This is a genomic window from Pseudarthrobacter cremeus (assembly GCF_051857465.1).
Lineage (GTDB): Bacteria > Actinomycetota > Actinomycetes > Actinomycetales > Micrococcaceae > Arthrobacter.
Genome location: NZ_JBPZHC010000003.1, coordinates 88733 through 113092 on the forward strand (window position 1 = coordinate 88733; position 24360 = coordinate 113092).

General features: G+C 63.8%; 22 protein-coding genes. 14 read left to right on the forward strand and 8 right to left on the reverse strand.

What is annotated here, in order from left to right; genetic code table 11:
- Positions 1-3 precede the first annotated feature (3 nt).
- A complete protein-coding gene (locus tag ACS5PJ_RS07015) occupies positions 4-537 on the reverse strand; it encodes a gluconokinase (RefSeq protein ID WP_439434207.1) in 534 nt (177 codons plus the stop codon).
- Between the two features lie 161 nt (positions 538-698).
- On the opposite strand from ACS5PJ_RS07015, the gene ACS5PJ_RS07020 reads away from it, so the two are divergent.
- The 3 genes from ACS5PJ_RS07020 to ACS5PJ_RS07030 all read left to right on the forward strand — a co-directional run bounded on the left by ACS5PJ_RS07020 (position 699) and on the right by ACS5PJ_RS07030 (position 4257).
- Positions 699-1640 carry a 2-hydroxyacid dehydrogenase gene (locus ACS5PJ_RS07020; protein WP_439434208.1) on the forward strand — a complete coding sequence of 314 codons (942 nt, stop codon included), beginning with the start codon at positions 699-701 and terminating at the stop codon, positions 1638-1640.
- Positions 1641-1716: 76 nt separating this feature from the next.
- Positions 1717-1917, forward strand: a complete 201-nt coding sequence (locus ACS5PJ_RS07025; protein WP_439434209.1) for a hypothetical protein — start codon at positions 1717-1719, stop codon at positions 1915-1917.
- 162 nt (positions 1918-2079) lie between these two features.
- Positions 2080-4257: an amylo-alpha-1,6-glucosidase gene (locus ACS5PJ_RS07030; RefSeq protein ID WP_439434210.1), complete on the forward strand. Its 2178-nt coding sequence runs from the start codon at positions 2080-2082 to the stop codon at positions 4255-4257.
- A gap of 479 nt (positions 4258-4736) precedes the next feature.
- On the opposite strand, the gene ACS5PJ_RS07035 is transcribed toward ACS5PJ_RS07030, so the two are convergent.
- The 3 genes from ACS5PJ_RS07035 to ACS5PJ_RS07045 form a co-directional block, all read right to left on the reverse strand.
- Entirely contained in the window at positions 4737-4985 is a 249-nt protein-coding gene (locus ACS5PJ_RS07035) for a helix-turn-helix domain-containing protein (RefSeq protein WP_419095447.1), read from the reverse strand.
- Positions 4986-5011: 26 nt separating this feature from the next.
- Entirely contained in the window at positions 5012-5281 is a 270-nt protein-coding gene (locus ACS5PJ_RS07040) for a hypothetical protein (protein ID WP_439434211.1), read from the reverse strand.
- A gap of 392 nt (positions 5282-5673) precedes the next feature.
- Positions 5674-6705, reverse strand: coding sequence for an Lrp/AsnC family transcriptional regulator (locus tag ACS5PJ_RS07045; protein ID WP_275212863.1), 1032 nt, complete (start codon positions 6703-6705; stop codon positions 5674-5676).
- A 203-nt stretch (positions 6706-6908) separates the two neighbouring features.
- Between ACS5PJ_RS07045 and ACS5PJ_RS07050 the strand changes: the two genes are divergently transcribed.
- Together ACS5PJ_RS07050 and ACS5PJ_RS07055 are read left to right on the forward strand one after the other, a co-directional pair.
- The gene (locus ACS5PJ_RS07050; protein ID WP_275212864.1) at positions 6909-8471 is read left to right on the forward strand and encodes an AbgT family transporter; all 1563 of its coding nucleotides are present in this window, start codon (positions 6909-6911) and stop codon (positions 8469-8471) included.
- A 71-nt stretch (positions 8472-8542) separates the two neighbouring features.
- Positions 8543-9841: an amidohydrolase family protein gene (locus tag ACS5PJ_RS07055; RefSeq protein WP_275212865.1), complete on the forward strand. Its 1299-nt coding sequence runs from the start codon at positions 8543-8545 to the stop codon at positions 9839-9841.
- Between the two features lie 241 nt (positions 9842-10082).
- Here the strand turns inward: ACS5PJ_RS07055 and ACS5PJ_RS07060 are convergent, their stop codons facing one another.
- On the reverse strand, positions 10083-11117 hold the full coding sequence (locus tag ACS5PJ_RS07060) for an Lrp/AsnC family transcriptional regulator (RefSeq protein WP_439434212.1): 1035 nt from the start codon (positions 11115-11117) through the stop codon (positions 10083-10085).
- Between the two features lie 147 nt (positions 11118-11264).
- Between ACS5PJ_RS07060 and ACS5PJ_RS07065 the strand changes: the two genes are divergently transcribed.
- The 5 genes from ACS5PJ_RS07065 to ACS5PJ_RS07085 all read left to right on the forward strand — a co-directional run bounded on the left by ACS5PJ_RS07065 (position 11265) and on the right by ACS5PJ_RS07085 (position 17823).
- Entirely contained in the window at positions 11265-12479 is a 1215-nt protein-coding gene (locus ACS5PJ_RS07065; RefSeq protein WP_439434484.1) for a M20 metallopeptidase family protein, read from the forward strand.
- Between the two features lie 90 nt (positions 12480-12569).
- Positions 12570-13880 (forward strand): MFS transporter, encoded by a 1311-nt coding sequence (locus tag ACS5PJ_RS07070; protein ID WP_260323357.1) that lies wholly within the window; start codon positions 12570-12572, stop codon positions 13878-13880.
- A gap of 1178 nt (positions 13881-15058) precedes the next feature.
- Positions 15059-15451, forward strand: a complete 393-nt coding sequence (locus ACS5PJ_RS07075; protein WP_439434213.1) for a hypothetical protein — start codon at positions 15059-15061, stop codon at positions 15449-15451.
- Between the two features lie 3 nt (positions 15452-15454).
- Complete coding sequence (locus ACS5PJ_RS07080; RefSeq protein WP_439434214.1) at positions 15455-16162, forward strand: RES domain-containing protein; 708 nt, start codon at positions 15455-15457, stop codon at positions 16160-16162.
- A gap of 542 nt (positions 16163-16704) precedes the next feature.
- Complete coding sequence (locus tag ACS5PJ_RS07085) at positions 16705-17823, forward strand: ISL3 family transposase (RefSeq protein ID WP_439434215.1); 1119 nt, start codon at positions 16705-16707, stop codon at positions 17821-17823.
- Between the two features lie 467 nt (positions 17824-18290).
- Here the strand turns inward: ACS5PJ_RS07085 and ACS5PJ_RS07090 are convergent, their stop codons facing one another.
- From ACS5PJ_RS07090 to ACS5PJ_RS07100, 3 genes are all read right to left on the reverse strand, one after another.
- Complete coding sequence (locus ACS5PJ_RS07090; RefSeq protein WP_439434216.1) at positions 18291-18668, reverse strand: ArsR/SmtB family transcription factor; 378 nt, start codon at positions 18666-18668, stop codon at positions 18291-18293.
- 181 nt (positions 18669-18849) lie between these two features.
- Positions 18850-19602: an SDR family NAD(P)-dependent oxidoreductase gene (locus ACS5PJ_RS07095; RefSeq protein WP_439434217.1), complete on the reverse strand. Its 753-nt coding sequence runs from the start codon at positions 19600-19602 to the stop codon at positions 18850-18852.
- Positions 19599-20495: a fumarylacetoacetate hydrolase family protein gene (locus tag ACS5PJ_RS07100; protein WP_439434218.1), complete on the reverse strand. Its 897-nt coding sequence runs from the start codon at positions 20493-20495 to the stop codon at positions 19599-19601. The genes ACS5PJ_RS07095 and ACS5PJ_RS07100 overlap by 4 nt, the downstream gene beginning before the upstream one ends.
- A 136-nt stretch (positions 20496-20631) precedes the next feature.
- Here ACS5PJ_RS07100 and ACS5PJ_RS07105 point away from each other — a divergent pair, with 136 nt between their 5' ends.
- The 4 genes from ACS5PJ_RS07105 to ACS5PJ_RS07120 are packed head-to-tail and all read left to right on the forward strand — an operon-like array spanning position 20632 to position 24167.
- Entirely contained in the window at positions 20632-21993 is a 1362-nt protein-coding gene (locus tag ACS5PJ_RS07105) for an L-fuconate dehydratase (RefSeq protein ID WP_439434219.1), read from the forward strand.
- Position 21994: 1 nt separating this feature from the next.
- Positions 21995-22306, forward strand: a complete 312-nt coding sequence (locus ACS5PJ_RS07110) for an L-rhamnose mutarotase (RefSeq protein WP_439434220.1) — start codon at positions 21995-21997, stop codon at positions 22304-22306.
- Complete coding sequence (locus ACS5PJ_RS07115; RefSeq protein ID WP_439434221.1) at positions 22303-23325, forward strand: aldo/keto reductase; 1023 nt, start codon at positions 22303-22305, stop codon at positions 23323-23325. Before ACS5PJ_RS07110 ends, ACS5PJ_RS07115 begins: the two co-directional genes overlap by 4 nt.
- On the forward strand, positions 23322-24167 hold the full coding sequence (locus ACS5PJ_RS07120) for an amidohydrolase family protein (protein WP_439434222.1): 846 nt from the start codon (positions 23322-23324) through the stop codon (positions 24165-24167). Before ACS5PJ_RS07115 ends, ACS5PJ_RS07120 begins: the two co-directional genes overlap by 4 nt.
- Positions 24168-24360 lie beyond the last annotated feature (193 nt).

Consider the following 24360-nt stretch of genomic DNA (forward strand, 5'->3'; position numbering starts at 1 on the left):
CGGCTATGCCCCCGGCGGCGTTGTGCTCTTCATCACCGCCCCGCGGGCCACGTCGGCAAGCTCGGCCGGTGACCGGAGGACGTCGAGCAGCACATGGCGTTCGTCCGCTTCGAGCGGTTCCAGCGCCGCCAGCTGGGAGGCCAGGAGCGCTGCGGGCATGAACTCGTGGTTCCGGGCGGCCATCCGCGCAGCGAGGGTGTCCGCGGCCCCTTGCAGGTGGAGGAACAGCACATCCGGGGCGTGCTCCCGGAGAAGGTCGCGGTAGCGGCGCTTCAGGGCGGAGCAGGCAACAATCACGACTTCCCCGTCCAGCTGGTGCGCTGCCAGTGTGCGGCCGATTTCCTGCAGCCACGGGCGGCGGTCCTCGTCGTTCAGCGGAGTACCGGTCCGCATCTTCGCCTTGTTCGCGGCCGGATGCAGGTCATCGCCGTCGATGAACGGCACCCCCAGCCGCTGTCCCAGCAGCTCCCCGACCGTCGATTTTCCTGACCCTGACACGCCCATGATGACCATGGGCGGAAGCCCGTTGCTACTCATTCGAATTGCCTCCACGAAGCTCTTGCCTGACGCTTTCTGAAGTGCGATGATAATCACACATGAGAAAAGTTTCTCAGATTGGAGCTGGGTCGTCAACGGTTCCCCCCGGGGACTGAGACCCGAACACCACTGAGTGCCGCTACTACCGAACAGGCTTTCCGATGAAGACCGTCCGCACCGTCACCTTCCCCGACCGCGACCTCCTCGCCAAAGTCCAGCCGCTGCCCGCCGGCCTTGAGGCATCGGTCTGGGACCTCCGCTCCGAGCCGGAGGGCATTGCCCTGGACGCCATCGACGCCGTCATCCTGCCCTACATTGATGCGTCCGCCGTCCTTGGCTCGCTGTCGAAGGCTCCGAACCTGAAATTCGTGCAGACACAGTCCACGGGTTTCGACGGCGTCCCCGAAGCCGCCGGTCCCTCGGCCGCGGTGGCCAGCGCTTCGGGTGTCCACGCGGCGGCCACCGCCGAACTCGCGATCGGCCTGATCATCGCCAAACTCCGCGGCATCGACCAGGCAGTCCGTGACCAGCAGACCGGCACCTGGCGGCCGCAGCGCCGTTCTTCGCTGGCTGACCGGCGCGTCCTGCTGGTGGGTGTAGGCGGCATCGGCCACGAAATCGCGAGGCGCCTGGAGCCGTTCGAGGTGGAACTTACCCGCGTGGGCAGCAGCGCCCGCGAGGACAGCGCCGGCCACGTGCACGCTTCCTCCGACCTGGCGGCCCTGGCTGAAACCCACGACGTTCTTGTTGCCGTTACTCCCCTGAATGAGCACACGCACAAGCTGGTAGACGCGACGGTCCTCGCGGCCCTGCCGGACGGGGCGCTGGTGGTCAACGTCGGACGCGGGCCCGTCGTTGACACCGATGCCCTCACAGCGGAAGTACTGTCCGGCCGGCTCCACTGCGCGCTCGACGTCGTGGATCCGGAACCGCTCCCGGCGGACCACCCGCTGTGGTCCTCCCCCAATGCCCTGATCACCCCGCACATCGGCGGCAACGCCTCAGCCTTCGAGCCGAGGATCGTCAAGTTCATCGCCAGCCAGCTCAAGGCGCTGGCCGGCGGCGACCGGCCCGCGAACCTGGTCCAGGCCGGGCCCTTCTGACCCCGGATGCTTTGCCGGGTCCGCACGCTCATGCACCATCCCCCGTTGAATCCCCTCGAGAGAAAACGCAGCCGTCATGAAAAGCAGAGCCATCGTCCACAGCAAGTTTGAAGACCGCCTCTTGGGCGCCGGCCCCAAAGGCAGGCAGGTGCCGGCTGAGGTTCCGGTACACCAGCAGGCGAACGGCGCCCAGCCACGGCTGGGCCCAGGGCAGTTACGCGCCCAGTCCATGGCGGCCGGGCCACAGCCCCAGCAGAGCCGCGTGAACATCGCCTGAGCCGTTCACGGCACGAGGCACTCCCCGGCACTGCCGCAAACCGTGGACGTCGCGGGCCCTAGCCCGGAGAAGCTGGCAAGCGTAGCGTCGTATCGAAGAAAGACGGTGCCGGCAGCGGGGGAACTCACACGACGCTCCGGCGGTTTGGTGGAGGAGGCCGCGATGGCGGGGTGGAACGCAGAGACTGCGGCCGGGCCGCTCGGGGCCGGGACGGTCACCCTGGTCGAGGGATCCTCCTTCTGCATATCCCTGCCGAACGGCGACATCCACGCCGATAATCCGCATGGCCTTTTTGTGCGCGACGCCCGGATCCTCTCGGGCTGGCGCCTGACAGTAAATGGCCAGCCGATCGAGCCGCTGGCGGCAGAGACGAAGGAGCCATACCGGGCCCTGTTCGTCGGTAGGGTTCCCCGGTCCGACGGCTACGCCGACAGCCCGCTGATCGTGGAGCGCCTGCGCGAGGTAGGGGCAGGAATCCAGGAGCAGGTCACCGTCCGGAACTACTCCCTGAAGCCAGCCGAATGCGTGCTCAGCTTAATGGTCGAGGCGGACTTCGCCGATCTTTTCGAGGTGAAAGAGGCCCGGATTCAGCGGCGCTGGGATGAGACCCGCGAGACCGACGGCGGCGCGCTAACCATTCGTGCCAGCTGGCAGGACATCGCGAAAGGCATGAGCGTCCAGGCCCCTGGTGCGGAGATCACGCCGGCCGCAGTGACGTTCCGGGCCTCTGTCCCTGCGCACGGCCACTGGAGCACAGTCCTGACTGTTTTGCCCAGCTCAGAGAAAGCGGGTTCGGCGGCTTTCGTCCATCCCGACGGGGAAGTCCTGTCTCCGCGGGACCGGCGCCGTCGGGACTGGGTGGCGAAGATCCCCGTGCTGCAGATGGGCAACCGGTCCATCGAACGTACCCTGCGCCGCAGCTACGATGACCTGGGCGCTCTTCGGATCGAGGACCCCGAACATCCGGAGCGCGTGGTGGTGGCCGCCGGCGCGCCGTGGTTTATGACGCTCTTCGGCCGGGATTCGCTGTGGGCGTCTGTCATGGCGATGCCGGTCGATCCGTCACTCGCCTTGGGCACTCTGCAGACGCTGGCAGACCGGCAGGGCACGGTGGTGGATCCGGTCTCCGAAGAGGAGCCCGGCAAAATCCTCCACGAGGTCCGGCTCGACGTAAGCAGCGGCCTGTCACTGGGAGGCAAGTCAAACTACTATGGCAGCGTCGATGCCACACCGCTGTTCCTGATGGTGCTCGGCGCGGTCAGCCGCTGGGGATTCGCCGCGGACACCATCGCGGCCCTGCTGCCCCACGCGGACCGTGCGCTGGACTGGATCGTGAACTACGGGGACAAGGACGGCGACGGGTTCGTCGAGTACCAGCGCCTCAACCCTCAGGGGCTGATCAACCAGGGCTGGAAGGACTCCTGGGACGGCATCAACTTTGCCGATGGCACGTTGGCCGAGCCGCCGATCGCACTCAGCGAGGTTCAGGCCTACGTCTACGTCGCCTACCTGTCGCGGGCGTGGCTAGCGTACGAGGCTGGAGACACGGCTTTCGGGAACGAGCTCGCGGATCGGGCGGCACGGCTGAAGAAGCAGTTCAACGAACAATTCTGGATCCCTGAACGCGGGTACTACGCCATCGCCCTCGACGGTAAGAAGCGGCAGGTGGACGCCTGCGCTTCGAATATGGGGCACTGCCTGCTGCATGGCCTCATCGATGAAGACAAAGCCCCGCAGGTGGCCGAGCGCCTGATGTCACCGGAAATGTTCAGCGGCTGGGGCGTGCGTACCCTGGCCAGCGACATGGGTGCCTACAACCCCGCCAGCTACCACAACGGCTCGGTCTGGCCCCACGACAACGCAATTGTCGCGGCCGGGCTCCTCCGCTATGGCTTCGTGGCTGAAGCGCAAAGAATCGCACAGGGCATGATGGACGCGGCCGAGTCCTCCGAAGGCCGGCTCCCGGAACTGCTCTGCGGCTTCAGCCGGGATCAGCTCGCAACCCCCGTTCCCTACCCCACCGCGTGCTCGTCGCAGGCCTGGGCATCCACTGCGCCTATCCAGCTCGTGACGAGCCTGATGCGCTACGACCCGGTTGTTTCTGCCGGCGCAGTATGGATGGATCCCGTCCTTCCGGAGTCCTTTGGGGACCTGCACATCACCAATGCCCCACTGGGCGGCGGCCGGATCACCATCGACATTGCCGGTTCCGTCCCTTCCGTCCACGGACTGCCTGAGGGAATGGTGTTCCACCGGGGGCACCGTCCGTGGATGGGTGAACTGGCCGCGCAGGCCGCCCAACGCCGGAAGGAAGCGCGGCGCCCGGAGTCCGAGGGCTGACTGGACGTCCAGCAGGCGACAAGCACCTCAGAAGCTCCAGCTCACGCAGCAGCAGGCGGAACCGCAGCGAACTCGCTGAGGTGGCGCCCCAATACAGAACTGCTTCGCTTCAATTGCTTTACGAAATCTCCATTATCGGCGTTAGGACACCCTGGTAGGCACTGTTCGTAGCATTTCTGACCGTGCCAGTGGAAATTGGCACCCGATCGCCGTACGTCTTCTGTGACTAGAAAAGCTCCGTAGCGAGGGATAGCTTCTGGACAACAGCCAGCGGGCTGCGGTGAACGTCTGATGCGAACGCGGGGGCGAACTTGCCAGAGCAAAGGCGACTGGCAATGAATGTACTGAGGAACAGAAAGTGGAACCTGATATTGGACTAGGACAGCTGTTGCAAAGCACTGAGACCGTCCTAGCTTTGCCTGATCGGTTATTTCCTCTGCGCCCCGGGGCATGTGGCTGCCAAGAGCCTGATCGTGTGGCTAAGCTTCTGGTGCCACGTCCGCGAGTAAGACCGTTGCCAGCGCCGCGTCCCGCGGTACGTGAAGATCCAGTCCAGTTGCTGCGCGAAGACTCGCCAACCGATTGACCACCGTATTCCGATGGCAATAGAGGGACTCCGCCGCAGCCTTGATGGATCCGCTCTCTAGAAACAGGGTTGCGGTCTCAATGACTCTTGTCCTCTCCTGGAAGGGATGGTCTTCAATCCCTGCGTAAATCGTTCCGCCCATCCCGGGAGCAGGCTCGACAGGTGGTCCTAAGCAAGTCTCGGCCAAGCGATCCGCGCGTCGACCAGACAGCGGTCTTTTCTCCCCATCCGAGCGAGAGCCACGGCAGCGGCGTAGTGCGCCGGTACGCTCGACAGCCCCTTGATGGCCCCGATGTACCCTCCATGGACACCGGTATAGAAGGCGATGTCGCCTTCGGCATACTGGCGTCGGAAGATCACGAATACGCCTCCCGATTCGTAGTCGAAGATCGCATCCCTCTCTCGCTGACGCTCGAGGAAACTTTGCAGCAGAGGCATCTCGTCTCCGATCGCCGACACGAGCTCGAAGGTGGCGTCGAGGGGTACCTGAAGGGTACCGGCGATTCCCTCCAGCAGCCCGGGCTGGGGTTCCCCGGTCGGGGATACATGCCGGTCAGGGTCTGGCGGGTGATCCCGAGTTCGGTGCAGAGGGTGCTGACTTGGTTCCGGGCTTGCCCATGGACGCCAAAGCGAGCCGGAGTTTCGCCGCGGTCATTTTGTCGGGCCTTCCCCATTCCGGCCACGGGCGCAGGCTGACGCGAGGCCGGCGATGGTGCGTTCGGAGATGAGCTCGCGTGCGAACTCCAATGGTCGCCGGCGGACATCCGCTTGTTCATCAGGGTGTTCGTTCCAAGCAAGTCCTGAGCGGGCCAGCATTCTCGTTTTCATGGCTAGTAGGCCATGGGGACTATCTGGCCAAATGTTCCGTCGTCGTTGAGTCTTACGCCGTTGTATTTAAAGGTGCGGAGCACTATACGGCGGTCCTCGATCGCCAGGCCGTCAACGGACTGGAGGAGCTGCCGCTCGACGTGGAGTAGGTCCATGGGGTTGTTTAGCCAGACGACCATGTGGATGTTGTTGGCCCCGGTGACCGATGACATTAGGCGCAGGGCCGGTACCCGGTCGGGGAGTCCTTCACCCAGGGTCGGGACCCGGTCAGGCGGTATTGAGCCCCACAGGATGGCGCTGTAGCTGCGTCCTGATCCTCGTCGGGCGACGTCGCAGCGCACGGTGATGTATTTTCCACCGACCAGGCGGGTAACGCGCCGTGCGGCGGCCACCGGGGATATGCCGGCGACGGCAGCGAGTTCGCGAAGACTGGCGCGGCCATCAGCACTGAGCTCACGCATCAGAGCCTGGTTGGCGGTATCCATTTTTACCGCGGCTCCTTCGCCGGCATTAAATGCTTGCTTATGGAGTTGGGACAGGCTGCGCAGTTTTGCTGCCGGCAGTGCGTGGAAGTGCCACCGGCCGGCGTCGAGGATCTGGCTGGTGACGGAACGCACCGAGTAGTGCAGCACCCCGTCAAGACTGCCGATGGTAGTGAGCAGGAAAGTGGAGAGGCTGTGCTCTGCCGCAGCGATCGTCAACAAAAGATGTGCCGGGCCGGCGATGAACTGGATGGACATGAGCCGCTGGTCCGGAATGAGTTTCTCGACAACGTCCAGGACGCGGTTGTTCTGGCAGGTCAGTTCGACGAACGCCACGTCCATGACCCGCAAAAGTTCTGGCCCCGGTGTGATCGAGACACGGGCGAGTCCAGCACCGGTCAACCGCGCCCATCGTCGCGAAAGCGTCGTGGGGTGAACGTTCAGGACCTCAGCCAGGTCTTCCCATGGCGCACGCGGTGCCACTTGGAGGGCGTTGACTAACTCAATGTCCCGTTCCGCCAAGGGAGAACTATGCTGCACTATTTCTTCCATGGGATTATTTTCCTGCATTTTGGGACGCATTTTCTCGTGGACCGTAGAGTTTGCCTTCGTCCATATGACCCACGCCACATCGGAGAACCAATGGGATCCCCCTCATCATTCCAGTCCGTCGCAAAAGCGGACAAGCAGGTTGCAGTGATACGCCGGGCAGGCCAGGTCGCCTTTTGCCTCCCGAATGTAGGGTCAGCGTTGTGATGGCTCTGAAGACTCCCACGGAGCCGCGCCGCAGACTTGGGGCCCGGATTATCGACGGTGTAGAACGCGCCGGCAACAAGCTGCCTGAGCCTTTCGCCTTGTTCCTCTACTTGCTGTTGGGGGTCGGCATTGTCTCTACGGTTGTGTCATGGTTCGGCGTCAACACGCAGGTTCCCGGCAGCAGCAAGTTGACTCCCGTCAAGGGACTGTTCACCGGCGAGGGCATCGCCTGGCTGATGACCACAGCGGTCGATAACTTCATCTCCTTTCCCCCTCTCGGCGTAGTGGTCACCCTGCTGCTTGCCGTCGGCGTGGCAGAACGCACGGGCCTGCTGCTCACTCTCGTGAAATCGACGCTGGGCCGGGCACCGCGATGGGCCCTGCCGTACGTGATTGCGCTCGTGGCGCTGTGCGCACACATCATGTCTGACGCCTCGATCCTGGTAATTCCGCCGATCGCGGCGCTGGTGTTCAAAGCTGCAGGACGCAACCCGGTCGCCGGGCTGCTGGGATCCTACGCGATCGGCATTGCCGCGTTCAGCTGCACGCCTTTCGTCACGTCGACCGACGCCTTGCTGGCCGGCATCTCGAACGCTGCTGCCGTACCAGTGGCCGGGGCGGTCCTTCCCGTGACGGCGGTGTCCAACCTGGCACTGAACGTGGTGCTATCGGTCGTTCTGACAGTGGCCGGCGGCCTTGTCATTGACAAGATCCTTGAGCCACGCCTGAACCGGATGGGCGTCGGTACCGGCAAGGCAGCCGAGCACGACAGTGATGCAGCGGCATCCGCAGCAGTCACCGCACCCGAACGCAGCGCCCTGCGCTGGGCCGGGCTGGCGCTGGTGCTCGTAGTCGCCGGCGTGCTGGCACTGACCCTGCCCGAAGGCTCACCGCTGCGCAACGAGCAAGGCGGGTTCCTGCCGAAATCCCCCCTGCTGAGTTCAGTCATCTTCCTCGTGTTCACCGTCCTGATCGTTCCCTCCATCGTGTACGGGGCCCGATTGCGCAAGATCACGGGGATCCAATCCGTGGTTGAGATGATGGGCCAGTCCGTCAAGGACGCCGTTTCCTTCATCGTGGTGGCTTTCGTCATGGCTCAGTTCCTGGCCCTGTTTACCTGGAGCGGTCTGGCCTCCTGGGTCGCTGTCAACGGCGCCCGCACTCTGCAGGACGTCAACTTCACCGGCTTCGGTGCCGTGATCGCATTCATTGTGGTGGTCTCGTTGCTGAACCTGCTCATCGCGTCGGGTTCCTCGCTGTGGACCCTCATCGCCGCAGTATTCATTCCGATGTTCGCCCTGATCGGCTATGAAGCCGGGTTTATCCAGGCCGCCTTCCGCGTCGGGGACTCCGCCACCCAGGCCCTCACTCCCCTGAACCCCTACCTCGTCATCATCCTCGCGTTCCTCCGAAAATATGAGCCCGACGCCGGCATTGGTTCGATAATCGGCCGGATGCTCCCCTTCACCATCGTGTTCTGGATCCTCTGGGTACTCGTGCTCAGCGCATTCTTCTTCACCGGCACCGGAACCGGGCCGGGCATGGGAATCCTGGTCCGCTGACCGAAACAAAAGACTGCGCCCCTGACGCCAAGAACACCAACCATAATGATGCGACGTAAGGCAGTACTGTGATGCACGAAGCACGACTTCCCCTGACCCCCTCCCCCACCGGGGCCGTTCTGAGGCTCACGGGAGCCAGACTGATCGACGGCACCGGCGCAGCACCTGTCGATGACGCAGAAGTTATTATCGACGGTGACCGCATCCTCTATGCCGGCCCACGGCGCGGCCCCGATGACCATCCTGAAGCAACGACCGTGGACCTCAAAGGAAAAACGCTCCTGCCCGGGTTCATCGATACTCACGTCCACCTGTCGCTATCGTTGGAAACGCCCCCGGCACAGCGCGCCGCACGGTTCGAGTCCGAACACGTCCTGGCCGCCGCAGGGATCATCCACGACACCCTCATGGCCGGCATCACCACAGCCAGGGACCTCGGCGGTCTCGACGCTGGCTACCGCAGGGCAATAGCGGGCGGCGCCATCCTCGGCCCGCGACTTCATTTGGCGGTTGCTGTGCTCTCCCCCACCGGGGGACACGCCGACACGTGCATGCCCAACGGCGAAAGGAGCATGTCACTGACGGCCTTGATGACCGTAGATTCTGACGACGAAATGCGACGCGCCGTTCGGACGCTGATTCGCTCCGAGGCCGACGTCATCAAGATCTGCACCACAGGCGGCGTATCCAGCCCTTCGGACACACCCCACGATCTTGGCGTTCCTGAACACCAGATCCGGCTGATAAAGAACGAGACCGCCCGCCGCAGCGGCCAGCCTGTCGCGGCACACGCCCAGGGTGCCGCCGGCATCCTCGAAGCACTGCGTGGAGGGGTTACGAGCATCGAACACGGATATGAGATCGATGCTGAAGCTATCGCGCTCCTGCAGGAGCAGGACGCTTTCCTGGTCCCGACCCTAAGCTCCGCCCTGCGCGTCCCGGACCCCGCGAAGGTCCCGGCCTACCTGTACGAGAAAAAAGTGCTGTGGTCCGGGATCGCCCGCGAACATCTCGGCGCGGCTCTCAAAGCAGGGGTGAAGGTCGCCATGGGCACAGACGCCGGCGTTTGTCCCCACGGCGAGAATTTGAAAGAGCTCGCGTACATGGTTGAACTGGGCCTGTCCCCCATGGACGCCATTGTCGCAGCCACCAAAAACGCGGCGGAACTGATGAGATTGGACGACCACCTTGGCACCCTGCAGGCCGGCAAGCTCGCCGACCTGGTCATAACAGAGATTGACCCGCTAACGGACATCAGCCTGCTCTCAGACCCGACCACCATCGGCGCCATCATCCAAGGCGGACGATGCGTGAAGGACCTCAAAGGATGGCTCCCCATGCCCGCCGCCTCGACGTTCAACGCCTCCTGAAACTCAGGGAACCACCTCGACGGACTGGACAGGCCCTCATCGAAACACTTATAGACCAACTCCATGGATCGACGACAATCACCGCAGGGACCGGACACCGGGCTCCCACGAGGCGCACTTACTGCGCCCCTCGGCCGGTCACCGGACCGGCCCCGTTACTGGCCGCGGCGGTCTTTGCTGCGGCAAAAACGTCCCGCCACTAGTCGGGGTGGTGCTCCGTCTAATGGTGGGGCCGCGCCTCTCAGTGGCGGCGGTGGTCGTGCAGCGGTGGTGCTGGGGGCAGGACCGGGGTGACAATTACTTCGCCGGTGGCGGTGGAATCCTCGTTCAGCATCCATCCCGTACGTTTGTGCGTTCTGACCCCGACGTCGGACTCGATGACCTGGACTGCAGGTGCAGCCTGTTGGAGGCCGGCTTCCACGTCGGCGATGGCACCTGGTGTGCGTAGCCAGAGATAGAACGTCAGATTGGCGTCTCCGGTTGTGGCGGCACAAAGCCTTAAGGTTCGGTAGGAGCGAAGATAACTTACTGCCGCCTCCAGCTGGGCGGGCGGTACGCGCACGTACCATTGGCAACCTATGGGGTAACCGGACCAGTCCTGGGCTAGTTCACAACGCAACGCCAGCAGGCCGGTCTCACATGCCTGGCGCAAGTGTCTTGTTACGGTGGTCGGATGGGTGCCCGTTTCGGCTGCGATCTCGACCGCGGAGGTTCGCCCGTCCCGTGCCAGTACGGTCATTAATTGCGGCAAGGTTGGAGGAGTGGCGCCGGGCGGACGTGTCACGCCGGGATGCAGGGCAGCTATGCGTCGTTGCTGCTCAGGGGACAGCACGTCCAGGCGCCAGTTGTTTCCGGCCGAGTAGAGCCTGGTCGCGAGCGTCACTTGGCTGCGCATAATGTCGGGATCGGTGCGCACTATTGGCAGCACGCCCCTGGCCACCTGTTCCCAATTGCGGGTGAGGACGGTCAGCCGGAGGTCCCAGGCCCGGGCCGCTTCCTCCACGGTTCCGATCTCGGGGACAGCGCACAGGCGTTCGAGTACTTCCGCCCGGTGCCCGGAACGGCATTCGAGGCCGATGAAAGTGACACACCCCTGGCCGTCGGCGGTGCCGATATGACCGGTGATCCAGGCCTGTCCGTCCGCGCGGAGCCGTTCCCAGCGGGCGGCAAGGGTTGCCGGATGCCGGCGGAGCACGGATCCGAGCTGGGTCCACGTGGCGCGGGGAGCGAGCTGAAGAGCGTGAATCAGTTCGAGGTCATCAGGAGGAAGCTCCATGCAGGATCCTTCGGTTTTCAGATGGTTGGCTGCAATTTTCTCACGATATCGAGCGTGTGTACGGGTGAGACCTTCACACTCAAGGGATCCAATTTTCCTGCGAAAGGGCCCGCCGTGGCACGTCCCGCTTCCTCCGCCGACCTGACCATCGCCCTGCGCGATGATGCTGCCGCCCTGGCCGGCGAGATTGCCGACTTTCGCCACCGCCTGCACCGCGAGCCGGAGGTCGGGCTGGACCTTCCGCGCAGCCAGGAAAAAATCCTCGCCGCCCTCGATGGGCTGGGCTATGAGATCACCACGGGCACGGACACCACGTCTGTGACGGCCGTGCTGCGGGGAGCAGCGGGATCGAACGCCGGAGAATCGGTGCGTCCGGTGGTGTTGCTGCGTGGTGATATGGACGCCTTGCCGGTACAGGAGAAGACAGGTCTTGCGTATGCCTCCGAGGTTCCCGGCGCAATGCACGGCTGTGGCCACGACCTGCACACAGCGATGCTGGTGGGCGCGGCGAACCTGCTCGCGTCCCGGCGGGACCACCTCTCCGGCGACGTCGTCCTGATGTTCCAGCCCGGCGAAGAAGGCTTCGACGGCGCTGGAGTCATGATCCGCGAGGGCGTCCTGGATGCCGCCGGACACCGCCCGGACGCCGCCTACGCACTGCACGTCATGAGCGCCCTCGGCGACAGCGGGGCCTTCCTTTCCCGTCCGGGCCCGGTAATGAGCTCCTCGGACGGGCTGGTCGTGACCGTCCACGGGGCAGGCGGGCACGGCTCGGCACCGTTCGCTGCCAAAGACCCGGTCACGGTCGCCGCCGAAATGGTGCTGGCGCTGCAGTCCATGGTCACCCGCCAGTTCGACGTGTTCGACCCGGTCGTGATTTCCGTCGGCATGCTGCAGGCCGGCACCAAGCGCAATGTCATCCCTGACACGGCCCGCTTCGAAGCCACCATCCGTTCCTTCTCCGCCCAAGCCAAGACACGGCTAAAAACCTCAATTCCGCGGCTGCTGGGAGCCATCGCAGCAGGCCACGGGCTGGAGGTCTCGGTCGACTACATCGAGGAGTACCCGGTGACCCTCAACGACGGAGCCGAGTCCGCCTTCGCGCGACACACTGTCGAGGAACTGTTCGGCCCCGGGCGCTACAGCGAGCTGGCCCACCCGCTGGCAGGTTCCGAGGACTTCTCCCGCGTCCTGGCCGAAGTGCCGGGCGCATTCCTGTTCCTCTCCGCCGTCCCCGAAGGCACCGACGCCGCCACAGCGGCCTACAATCACTCACCGTTTGCCGTCTTCGACGACGCCGTACTGGCCGACGGAGCCGCACTTTACGCACGTCTTGCCCTCGATCGCCTCGCCTCCGCCTGAGCCTGGCTTACCTTCCCCGCCCCTTCCCAGGAGACTTCCATGTCCACTCCCCGCCCCAAGATGGCCACGCAGGCCGATGGGTCCACCCGCATGAGCCCGCCCCAGCGGTCCCGAATCCTCAAGACGCTGATTGGCACCGGCGCCGGGAACGCCGTCGAATGGTACGACTGGGCCATCTACGCCACGTTCGCCTCCTTCATTGCCTCCCAACTGTTCAGCAAGCAGGACACTTCAAGCGCCTTCCTCGCAACCCTCGCGATCTTCGCCGTCGGGTTTGTCGCGCGCCCGCTCGGAGGTTTTATCTTCGGCTGGATCGGCGACAAGGTAGGCCGCAAGGCCTCACTGACGCTCTGCGTCGGTCTGGCCTCGCTCGGCTCCCTGGCGATCGGACTGACCCCCACCTACGACTCGATTGGCGCGGGCGCGTCGGTCATGCTGCTTATCGCACGGCTGATCCAGGGCCTCGCGCATGGCGGGGAGCTTCCGAGCGCCCAAACCTACCTCTCGGAAATGGCACCACCGTCCCGCCGCGGCTACTGGGCATCGCTGATCTACGCTTCGGGCACAGTCGGCATCCTGTTCGGGACCCTGCTGGGCGCAGTCCTCTCCACTGCCATGCCGGAATCGACCATGGCCGCCTACGGCTGGCGCATCCCCTTCCTCCTCGGCGCAGTCTTCGGGCTGGTCGCTCTGGTCATGCGAGCCCGCATGGAAGAGTCCGAACTCTTCGAATCCGGGACCGCCACCCATGACGCTGTCGTCCCCGGCAACCCCACCCCACCCCACAGCAGCCTGTTCACCGATCTGGCCCGGCACTGGCGCCAGGCCCTGCAGGTCATCGGCCTTACCGTGGGCCTGACTGTCGCCTACTATGTCTGGGGCGTCTCAACCCCGGCCTACGCGATCAACGTCCTGAAGATCGACGCAACGGAAGCCCTCTGGGCCGGCGTGGCAGCCAACCTGGTCTTCATCGTGGCCCTGCCCTTGTGGGGCCGGCTCTCAGACCGGATAGGCCGGAAACCGGTCCTCCTGATCAGCGGCATAGGCAGCGCGCTGACCTTCTTCCCCGCCACCTGGTTCGTCCAAAACTCGGCCATGCAACTGGGACTCGCCATGTCTGCCATGCTGGTCTTCATCGCCGCATCCGCCTCCATCATGCCAGCCGTCTACTCGGAACTCTTTCCCACTGCCGTCCGCACCATCGGAGTGGCAATCCCGTACGCACTCTGCGTGGCAGCCTTCGGCGGCACCGCCGCATACCTCCAGGCCGGGTTCAGCATCTGGTTCGGCCCCGGCGGCCCCACCGTTTTCGGGGTGTACACGATCGTCCTGCTGCTGATCGGCGCTGCCACAGCGCTCTCGCTACGCGAAAGCCGCGGCATCGACCTCAGCACCCGCTAGCCAGCGGCCCACACCATTGCCCCTGCGACGATGGCGAGGCGGCACTGCAAGGCATGTCTTAGGGAGGGGAAGGGTTTTCTGAGCTGCGAAACAGTGATTGGCCGGGACCGCCGCTCCCCCGTCCGCCGGGTAGGTTCCGCGCCGGACTCCCGCGGGATAAGTGACTTTCAGCCCCCGAGTGCCGAAGTGCTTGCCTGCCTGTCCACCGTTCAAGGTTCCGTCCGCAGTGGGCTTGCCCGGGGGGATTTCTGAACTGCGCGCGGCTGCTTGATGCATTCCAACTTATGAGGGGAGGTTTTCAACCATCGTCGCAACAGACTCCTTTTTCGAACGCTACAGCTCTCCCCCACCTATTCTTGAACGGTGACTCTCATGTCAGCTGTTCTTTCCTTCGCGCTTGTTGCCTGACTTCTGACACTGGTCCCCGGCCCGGCCTGGACACAGCGTTAGTCCTGCGGTCATCCATTTCCCGGTCGCGAAGCTTCGCCTTCGCCACCGCCCTGGGAATCAGCACCGGCGCGATGATCTGGGGCGTAGCCGTGGGCGTATCAGCGCTGCTCGCCGCTTCGGAGTAGGCCTACCGTGTGCTTCCGCTCGCCGGAGCGGCCTACATGGTCTGGCTGGGAGCGACTCTCCTGCGGAAGAGTCTGCGAAAAGACAAAGTTCCTGCCAAGCCGGCAGGTAAAGCGGCTGAATTCACCTCCGGAAGCAATCATTTGTTCAAAGGCTGGCTGACCGGTACCGGAACAAACCGGAACAAAACCTGCTCAATCCCTAGGTGGGTGTCTTTTACATCGCCACCTTCCCCCAGTTCATACCCGCAGGCACGTCACCACTGCTGATGGGCGTGCTGCTCGCCGGCGTCCACTGCCTGCTGTCCATGGCCTGGTTCACATTGCTAATCCGGCACGGGCTGCGCCGCCCGCTGGCTCGAGGTCGCCCGAAACATCCGCATCATCAACAGCATCACGGATCTGTCCTCGTAGGTTTCGGCGTGAAACTGGCCCTCGGACCCGCCCACTAGCTTTTCCTCGCTGTCCTCAAATACCTACAGGACTAAGGCTTGGGCAGTTTGACGAATTCTCCATTATCGGCGTTCTGCCGCCTGTTATTTCGGGTGTGATTAGTTGTGTGTTCTAACCGTTGAAACAATGTGTCATCCGTGGCAGCATGGAGACATGCCAGCAGTTGCAGGAGCCCGCGGAGGGCTGAAGGCCCACCAGGATTCCATCAGGTTGCCCGAGGCCGAGCTGGTCCGCGACCTCAGGGACATCCTGGGAGCGAAACTGGTCGCCTACATCGGCTCGGTGAAAGAAACCCGCGCGGTACGCCAGTGGGCAGACGGTGAGCGGAAGCCCTCCGTGGAAGTCATGACCCGGCTGCGGCACGCGTATCATGTCGCGGCGTTGCTGGCCGAGCGTGACTCCAGGGCCGTGGTTCAGGCCTGGTTCCAGGGCATGAACCCGCAGCTGGACGACGTACCGCCAGCCAGGCTCTTGCGTGAAGGCCTTATCGACGAAGCGGCACAATCTGTCCTTGCCGCTGCCCGGTCCTTCGCGGCCGCCGGCTGACGGATGGAGCGGAACGAACTAGCCATCATTCCGGCGGCCGGCACTGTATGGCGCATCGGGTTCCGCCCCGAACCCTGGGCGTGGAGCGGCTGGGAATGGGCCACGGACGGCCGTTTCCCCGGCCGCTGGGATGACCTGCACGGCAACTTCCGCACTGTCTACGCCGGCTCCAGCCTGAAAGCATGCCTCCTGGAGGTTCTGGCCGGTTTCCGGCGCGATGCCCGGCTCGCCGCGGAAGTGGACGAAATCGTCGATGACGCCGAAGACCAGGTGCTGTACCCGACCATCCCACCAGGCGAAGTTCCGCGTGAATGGCTGGAGGCACGCGCCGCGACCCGCGCCGAGCTCTCCGGGCGTTACTGCGCCGTCACCGCCTCGCAAACCGTGGCCGCCCTGTATCCGCATTTCATTGCCACGGCTTTGAGTCTCGGGCTGGCTGACTTTGATACCGCGGCGTTGAAGGATGCCAGACCTCGGCAGCTGACCCAGGCCATCGCAGCATGGCTCTACGAAACAACTGCGGTCGACGGGGTTACCTTCGCCTCCCGGCACGGCGATGACCTTCGCTTGTGGGCCGTTTTTGAGCGGCCAGGGGATCCCCCCGTCAGCCCCAAACTGGGCCGAACCCAGATAGTCGACGTCCACCATGACGCAGCAGCTATCACGGAGGCATTCGAAATTCTCAAGCTCAAGTGGCGGCGTGAAGAGTAGGGCACGCCTCAACAGCCTCTGCAGTCAGGCCCAGCTGTCAGTTAGCTGACGAAAGGCCGGTTATCGGCGTTTAAAGCGCGGGAGTAGAAGTAGCTGCGAGAACTCCCAGTCCGACTCGTGTCCGTTTCCATCTAAGTTGACGCACGGTCACCCGTCTTAACGCATTCTGATGCCCGCGTCATTACAGTTGACGCAGATTCAAGTCCGGGGGTGAACAGACGCAGGTCAGCCAAGGTCCGCCGGCTGTCCCCACTGCCTGATCCCGGTAATCAACGACACGATTCGTTGCCGTGCGACCACTGAAATGAACAATTCCATGACCTCCGGTTCCACCACAGTTGTCGCGCCGCAGGTCAGGGCCCATGGCTGCGTCGAGATAGATGAAAAAGGGGCCCTTCGCAGATGAGCGTGGTTAGGGCGGTCTGAGACTCCGCCGCGGTTTGCGTTGCGGCGTGGTGCGGCGGGAAAGAGGTCAGGGCCTCTTTGAATTGGTAGCGACCAAGCAAACCAATACCAAAAGAGACCCTGACATGAATAACTCTATGTCTTGTACTGGCGGCCGCTGGTGCACGCGCGCGGATGTGCTGCTCGGTGTCGAGGGCGTCCACGTCAGCAGTGTAACGGCAACTGTCACTGGGCTGGTTCTGGGCGTTGAGACCGGTGAGGAACTCGCAGGTTGCCCGGACTGCGGTGTTGTCGCGGTCGGCCATGGACGCCGCCAAGTCCGACTCCAAGACATTCCCTGTTTCGGCCGGCCCGTTCGGTTGCAGTGGGCCAAGCGTGTCTGGCGCTGCCCGGACCCGGACTGCCCGAGAACCTCTTTCAGCGAAGAACATCCTCTGGACGGGCCACGGGCGAAACTGACCGCCCGCGCAGTCGCCTGGGCGACCGACGCGCTGCAGGCTTTCGATACCTCGGTCTCGGCCCTGGCCCACCAGCTCGGGGTCTCGTGGCACACAGTATGGGATGCCATCAAGGCGGAAGCCACCCGCAGTATCAGGAGTTCCGATCGGCTCGCCGGCGTTGACGCGCTCGGTGTTGATGAGCATGTCTGGTCACACACCGGCCCGCCGGGATCCGGCATGGTCACCGGTATCGTGGACCACACCCGCGACGACCACGGCGTGGTGCACGCCCGGCTGCTTGACTTGGTTCCGGGCCGGTCCGGGAAGGCCTACGCCGACTGGCTCAAAGAGCGCGGTCCCGGGTTCACCGCCGGGATCAAGACCGCGGCGCTGGATCCCTTCCGCGGCTACGCGAACGCGATCCGTGACGAACTGCCCGAGGCCATCACGGTCCTGGACGCTTTCCACGTCGTGAAGCTCGGATCAGCCATGGTCGACGAAGTCCGCCGCCGGGTCCAGCAAGACACTCTCGGGCATCGCCGACGCAAGGGCGACCCGCTCTACGGGATCCGCCGGACCCTGCAGATCGGAGCTGAACACCTCACCGACAAGCAGTCCGCCCGGCTCGATGCAAAACTCAATGCCGGGGACCCGGACGACGAAGTCACGCTGGCGTGGCAGTGCTACCAGAAGCTCCGCAACATCTATCACGCCAGGCCGGAGCGGGGCAGGGCCGAAAAAGGACAGTTCTCATTCCAGATGTCAGTTTTCGCATTGAACGTGTCAGTGTACGGATTCTGGGAGATTCTGAGTTAAGTTGTCAGCGTGGTTTCGTGTGAGGCTTGAGGTCCCTGCCGTCGAATGTGACTGACTCGGCGAGGGTTCTCGCACGTTTGGATGGCGCATGCTGGATGAGCCGGTGTTCTCGGCTTTGGCGTGTCGCTGCGGTTGGAGTCGGCGCTGGCTGCCCGTTCCTTCTTCTCCTGGCCTGGCAAGCGGAGTTATGAGGTTCGTGGTGGTTCACCACGACGTGCTCGCGTGTGGGCTTTGAGATTCTGCTCGAGCGGGATTTCCGTATGTACGCGTCACCCCAACCCAAATCCGTGATCGGCTGGCCCTTTACGGTAAACCAATGACGGCGCGGTCCGGCGCACGCCGAGGGTCCGGCGCACGCCGAGGGTCCGGCGCCCCGGGCCTCAACACCAATCGTCCCCAAGGCGGCACCACGACGCCGATGGTTCGGCTCCTCTGCGACGGACCTGCGCTCTACGTCCAGGACGTCGTCAAGCCGTGGCACCAGGAATGCGTGAAGTCCGGATCTCCCCTGAAGAACAGCCGCATGCGGGACAAGTATTGCCGACGTGGTCCGGTCTGGTTGGGTTGGGGTGGGCCCCGGAGGCTGGCTCCTCACGTGCGTGACGCAACGCGGCAGCCACCTTGGCGCGGGCGCTCGTTTCAAGGGTGTAGACCATGTGGCGCCCTTGCCGGTAAGACCGGGCGATTTTATGCCCCTTGAGTGCTGCCAGCTGGTTGGACACGTGTGCCTGGGACAGGCCGAGACTGTCTGCGATTTCCTTAGGGCAGCTCGGCCCGTCGTGAAGAATTGCGGCGATGCGGAGCCGAGTTTGTCCACTGAGCGCGGGGGATGTCCGGGGTTTCATGGATGCCTCTTTTGGTCCAGTTCGAAAGTTTCGGCGCGCTTCCCCGCGTCGGGACCAGCGTGCTGCTTCGATGACCGTCGCCCGCGCATCTGGTAAAGGGCCTATGACGCGTTCAAGCGGTAGGACGCCTATCCGGCGAGGACGATCCACCCGAAAACTTAGGGCTAAGCAATTACAAGCCCTAACTAACGGGGCGCAGCCGCAAGGCCTGCATGCCGCCGTCAACGGCTATTGCGGTCCCTGTGGTGGACCCGGACAGTGGGCTGGCCAAGTACACAACTGCTCCGGCAACCTCGTCCGAGGACACCAGACGACCGTGCGGCTGGCGCGCGTTCAGGGCGGCACGTTCGGCGGCCGGATCGGGAGCGGAGTCCAGCAGCCGTCCGACCCAGGGCGTGTCCGCCGTGCCGGGATTGACGCAGTTGACGCGGATTCCCTCACGGATATGATCCGCGGCCATTGCCTGGGTCAGCGACAGTACAGCTCCCTTTGTGGCCGAGTACAGTGCGCGTTGGGGCAGCCCGGCCGTCGCAGCGATCGAGCAGGTGTTTACAATAGCGGCCGACGGCGACTTCCGCAGGAACGGCAGGGCGGCGCGGCTCACCCGGACCATGCCCAGGACGTTGATGTCCCAGACGCGGTGCCATTCGTCGTCCTCGTTGTCCTCCACGGTGCCCTGTGCGCCGATGCCAGCGTTGTTCACCACGATGTCCAACCGGCCGAACTTCACTGTCACGGCAGCTATCGCGGCCCGCACCGAGGCGTCATCCGAGACGTCGCACTTCACGCCGAGAGTGCCCTCGGCTGCTTCGCTCGGGTCCAGATCCAGCACGGCAACCTGCGCGCCGCGGGCTTGGAAGTGGCGGGCGATGGAATCACCGATGCCCGAGGCGCCGCCGGTGACTAGAGCTACCAGGCCCTTAAAATCGCTCATGCTGATGCTCCTGCCGTAGTGGAGGCCGTACCTGCGCGGAAGAATTCCTGGCGCTGGCGGCCGAGGCCTTCAATTTCAACCTCGACGACGTCGCCGGGCTGGATATAGGGGAAACGTCCGGAGAGCGCCACCCCCTCGGGTGTTCCGGTGAGGATGACGTCGCCCGGCTCCAGCAGCATGTATTGGCTGAGGTGATGCACCACGGTGGCGACGTCGAATATCAGGTCAGCTGTGGTGGAATCCTGGCGCAGTTCGTCATTGATCCAGGTGCGAAGGCGCAAGTTGCCCTCAACCACGTCGGCGGCCGGCACCAGCCATGGGCCCAAAGGTGTGGATGCCGGCAGTGATTTGCCCTTGGTCCACTGACCTGCGGCACCGGGCAGCTGGTATTCGCGTTCGGAAAGGTCGTTGGCGGCCACGAACCCGGCGACGTATTCGCGAGCCGCTTCTACGGATGGCAGGTAGCTGGCGGTTTTGCCTATCACGATGCCTAGCTCGACCTCCCAGTCATACTTGGCGGATGACGGGGGGATGGGTGCTGCGTCATTGGGCCCCACCACTGTGTTGGAAGGCTTGAGGAACACCACCGGGATCTCGGGCGGGGCGGCGCCGGACTCGGCCGCGTGCGCGGCGTAGTTCATCCCGATGCAGATGACCGCGCCCGGACGGGCCACCGGCGCTCCGACGCGGAGCTCCGCGGCGCCATCAAGTTCAGGGAGACTGCCGGTTTTCAAGGCAGCACTGGTGCGGGCGACGCCGTCGGCTGCCAAGAAGGCTCCGTCAATATCGGAAGTCAGGGCAAGGAGGCTGTAGTAGCGCTCAGCCCCGGCGGCATCTTCGACGATGACGGCGGGCTGTTCGGCGCCCACCTCGCCAAGTCGGACAAATTTCATCCTTGGAGCTCCTATACATCTGAGGTTTTCCCGCCTATTCAGTATCATAATACGCGAGTTTTCGACATTGACAAGCTATACATCGGATGTTTACGCTCTTGGAAGAGATAGCGCACGAGCAATAAGGAGTCACTCTTTGAGCATCATCACGTCCGTGGAAACACACGACATCCGTTTCCCAACTTCCCAGCATCTGGACGGCTCCGATGCCATGAACCCAGATCCCGACTATTCAGCTGCTTATCTGGTGATCCGGACGGATCACGAAGACGGTCTTGCAGGCCACGGCTTCGTCTTTACGATCGGCCGCGGCAACGACGTCGAAACAGCCGCCGTTGCGGCGCTGGAGGGCCACATTCTGGGTTTGGACGTGGAAGAACTGCTCGGTGACATGGGTGCCACCTGGAAGTTGCTGGCCCATGATTCCCAACTCCGCTGGCTGGGCCCGGAAAAGGGCGTGATGCACATGGCAATCGGTGCCGTCGTCAATGCCCTCTGGGACCTCAAGGCCAAGCGTGCCAAGAAGCCTCTGTGGCAGCTCCTGGCAGAAATGGCCCCGGAAGAACTCGTAGCCCTGGTGGACTTCCGCTATCTCACGGATGCGCTCACCCCTGAGGAAGCGCTGGACATCCTGCGCGCCGCGGAACCGGGCCGGGAAGCGCGCACCCGGCAGTTGCTGGCAGAAGGTTACCCCGGCTACACCACAACCCCAGGCTGGCTGGGGTACAGCGATGCGAAGCTTTCCCGCCTGGCTCGAGAAGCCGTGGCCGATGGTTTCAAGCAGATCAAGCTCAAGGTGGGGGATAACCTCCAGGACGACATCCGCCGGCTCCGCACTGCCCGCGCAACGGTGGGCCCGGACATCAAAATCGCCGTCGACGCCAATCAGCGCTGGGACGTTGAAACGGCGATTGAGTGGATGGGTCACCTGGCGCCCTATGACATCGCCTGGATCGAAGAGCCCACCAGCCCTGATGACGTGCTGGGCCACGCCGCCATCGCCCGCGGCATCGCGCCCATCCCGGTGGCCACCGGTGAGCATGTCCAAAACCGCGTGGTCTTCAAACAGATGCTGCAGGCGAAGTCGCTGGAAGTCCTGCAGATCGATGCCTCCCGCGTGGCCGGCGTGAACGAGAACGTGGCAATCCTTCTGCTTGCCGCCAAGTTCGGTGTCCGGGTCTGTCCGCACGCAGGTGGTGTGGGTCTATGCGAAGCCGTGCAGCACCTGTCCATGTTCGATTTCGTTTCGGTTTCCGGCACGAAGGATGACCGGATGATCGAGTTCGTGGACCATTTGCACGAACACTTCATCACCCCCATCGATGTCCACGACGGATGCTATTGGCCGCCCGCCACACCGGGTGGCGGCAGTGAGATGCTGGCTGAGTCCTTGGCGGAGTACACCTTCCCGGACGGCCCGGTATGGACGGCACTCAACCGCCAGGCGGCCAAGAACGCTGTTGAAGCAGAGCCGACCAAGGAAACGGTAGGGTCCTGAGATGGAACGGATCGCACTGCATACCCGGCTGAAGGCCGGCAAGGAAACCGAGTACGATCGCGTCCACGCTCAGATCCCCGCGGAGCTGAATGTCGCATTGCGCGCTGCCGGCGTCCACGGCTGGAGCATCTGGCGCAGCGGCCGCGAGCTGTTCCACCTCGTGGAGGTAGAGGACTACTCAACCATGCGCAAGCTGCTGGCTGATCACCCGGCCAACATCCCTTGGCAAGCCCGAATGGCCGAACTGCTGGAAGTTCAAGACGACTATTCCGGCGACGATTCGGGCATCCCGCTGGTCTGGACGCTGCCATGAGCGGCGGTCAACGGTCCTCTGACAGCGGCGCGACGTCGTCCACCTTGCAGATCGGAACGCTCGACGCCGGCTGGCTGGGTTTTGGTGCCGCCGGCATCGGCAATCTCTTCCGTGCCATGTCCGACGACGTCGCAGCCGCCACCGTTGAAGCCGCATGGGACGGCGGAATGAGATATTTCGACACTGCACCCCACTACGGCCTTGGGCTCTCCGAGCGCCGCCTGGGTGCCGTGCTGAGAACCAAGCCACGGGCCGAATTCCTGCTGTCCACCAAAGTGGGCCGGCTGCTCACGCCCAACCCCGCCGCAGCGGCCCCTGGCTACAACGGTGTCCAGGATGACGAAGGCTTTGATGTTCCGGCCACGGCGAAGCGCCACTGGGATCCATCCGAGGCAGGCGTCCGTCGCAGCATCGAGGAGTCGCTGGAGCGCCTTGGCCTGGACTACATCGACATCGCCTACCTCCACGATCCGGACGTCTATGACCTTGAGGAGGGCATCACCCAGGCTCTGCCCGCGCTGGAAAAACTCCGCGCAGAGGGCCTGGTGAAGGCAATCGGCGTCGGGGCGAACTCCGCAGAGGCACTGACCGAATGCGTCAACCGCGCCGACCTTGACCTCGTGATGCTGGCCGGGCGCTACACCCTGCTGGAACAGCCCGCTGCCGAGACGCTGCTGCCGGCATGCGTGCGGCGGGGCACCGGCGTCGTGAATGTAGGCATCTACAACTCTGGTTTGCTGGCCAGGCCGCAGGTGCCGGATAACGCGCACTACAACTATGCACCGGCGCCGGCGGAAATTCTCGCCAAGGCACGAGCAACCGCGGCGGTGTGCGACAGCTTCGACGTCGAACTTCCGACGGCGGCCCTGCAGTTCAGCACCCGGCACCCGTGCGTGCGCGCCGTCGTCGTCGGGGCCAGCAACGCAGTCCAGATGGAACAGAGCATCGCCCGCGCCGGCGAGTCTGTACCGGAAGAACTCTGGACCGAGCTGGCACGGCAGGGGCTGACTCCGGCGTGAGTACTGACACTATCGACGCACACCTGCACCTCTGGGATCTTGATCGCGGCGGCTACGGCTGGCTGGGCCCGCAGCACGGTACCCTGTATCGCAGCTTCTCCGCGGAGGATGCCCGCTCGGAGCTTACGGCCGCCGGCGTAGCCGGTGCCATCCTGGTCCAGGCGGACGACACGGCCGCGGACACTGATTTCATGCTTGCCGCAGCACGGGACAACACCTGGATTGCCGGTGTGGTGGGCTGGGTTCCGCTGGATGATCCCCGATTGGCTGAAGAGGAATTGGGAAGGCTGAACGCCGATTCCCTGTTCCGGGGTGTCCGCCACCTGGTGCACAACGATCCGCGGGATAACTTCCTTGCACTGCCGGAAGTCCGGGAATCCTTGAAACTCGTGGTCGGGCGCGGACTGGCTTTCGATGTGCCGGACGCATGGCCACGGCATTTGAGGCAAACTGTGGAGCTCGCCCGGGCGCTGCCAGAGCTGACGATTGTGCTGGATCACCTTGGCAAACCACCGCTCAGCTCCGGAGGATCGGAGCTGCACGCCTGGCGGGATGAATTCCGGGCCCTGGCTGAACTGCCCAATACGGTAGCCAAGGTCTCCGGCCTGCAGCTGCCCGAAGTGCCCAATACCGCAGCGGCCCTCCATCCTTTGTGGGAGGAAGCGTTGAACAGTTTTGGCCCGTCCCGCCTCATGTTTGGCGGAGACTGGCCGGTCAGCACCCTGACGACAAGCTACTCGGAAACCGTTGGAGTGCTCCTGGACCTGTCCGCAGAACTCTCAGAAACTGAGAGACAAGAATTCCTGGCGGGAACAGCCCGTCGGGTTTACAAGCTCGGCTAGGCGCCCCTTGAAAACATCTGATGTAATTACCCCTTCGCGCCACGAAAGACGTAATATTTCTGGGGAAATTGTCAGTAAACTTCATAAAAGATCGGATGTTTTTGGGCTTTTTGCTTGACTTCAATGTGACGAGGGCCGCATCCTGAGTATCAGGAACACGGCAGCCAGCGGACGATGACGTCGGCACTGCAAC

Bases quoted from the DNA above. Each gene is read 5' to 3' on its own strand.
- ACS5PJ_RS07015 (WP_439434207.1), bottom strand. From the start codon at position 537: ATGAGTAGCAACGGGCTTCCGCCCATGGTCATCATGGGCGTGTCAGGG.
- ACS5PJ_RS07020 (WP_439434208.1), top strand. From the start codon at position 699: ATGAAGACCGTCCGCACCGTCACCTTCCCCGACCGCGACCTCCTCGCC.
- ACS5PJ_RS07025 (WP_439434209.1), top strand. From the start codon at position 1,717: ATGAAAAGCAGAGCCATCGTCCACAGCAAGTTTGAAGACCGCCTCTTG.
- ACS5PJ_RS07030 (WP_439434210.1), top strand. From the start codon at position 2,080: ATGGCGGGGTGGAACGCAGAGACTGCGGCCGGGCCGCTCGGGGCCGGG.
- ACS5PJ_RS07035 (WP_419095447.1), bottom strand. From the start codon at position 4,985: ATGGGCGGAACGATTTACGCAGGGATTGAAGACCATCCCTTCCAGGAG.
- ACS5PJ_RS07040 (WP_439434211.1), bottom strand. From the start codon at position 5,281: ATGCCTCTGCTGCAAAGTTTCCTCGAGCGTCAGCGAGAGAGGGATGCG.
- ACS5PJ_RS07045 (WP_275212863.1), bottom strand. From the start codon at position 6,705: ATGGAAGAAATAGTGCAGCATAGTTCTCCCTTGGCGGAACGGGACATT.
- ACS5PJ_RS07050 (WP_275212864.1), top strand. From the start codon at position 6,909: ATGGCTCTGAAGACTCCCACGGAGCCGCGCCGCAGACTTGGGGCCCGG.
- ACS5PJ_RS07055 (WP_275212865.1), top strand. From the start codon at position 8,543: ATGCACGAAGCACGACTTCCCCTGACCCCCTCCCCCACCGGGGCCGTT.
- ACS5PJ_RS07060 (WP_439434212.1), bottom strand. From the start codon at position 11,117: ATGGAGCTTCCTCCTGATGACCTCGAACTGATTCACGCTCTTCAGCTC.
- ACS5PJ_RS07070 (WP_260323357.1), top strand. From the start codon at position 12,570: ATGAGCCCGCCCCAGCGGTCCCGAATCCTCAAGACGCTGATTGGCACC.
- ACS5PJ_RS07075 (WP_439434213.1), top strand. From the start codon at position 15,059: ATGCCAGCAGTTGCAGGAGCCCGCGGAGGGCTGAAGGCCCACCAGGAT.
- ACS5PJ_RS07080 (WP_439434214.1), top strand. From the start codon at position 15,455: ATGGAGCGGAACGAACTAGCCATCATTCCGGCGGCCGGCACTGTATGG.
- ACS5PJ_RS07085 (WP_439434215.1), top strand. From the start codon at position 16,705: ATGTCTTGTACTGGCGGCCGCTGGTGCACGCGCGCGGATGTGCTGCTC.
- ACS5PJ_RS07090 (WP_439434216.1), bottom strand. From the start codon at position 18,668: ATGAAACCCCGGACATCCCCCGCGCTCAGTGGACAAACTCGGCTCCGC.
- ACS5PJ_RS07095 (WP_439434217.1), bottom strand. From the start codon at position 19,602: ATGAGCGATTTTAAGGGCCTGGTAGCTCTAGTCACCGGCGGCGCCTCG.
- ACS5PJ_RS07100 (WP_439434218.1), bottom strand. From the start codon at position 20,495: ATGAAATTTGTCCGACTTGGCGAGGTGGGCGCCGAACAGCCCGCCGTC.
- ACS5PJ_RS07110 (WP_439434220.1), top strand. From the start codon at position 21,995: ATGGAACGGATCGCACTGCATACCCGGCTGAAGGCCGGCAAGGAAACC.
- ACS5PJ_RS07115 (WP_439434221.1), top strand. From the start codon at position 22,303: ATGAGCGGCGGTCAACGGTCCTCTGACAGCGGCGCGACGTCGTCCACC.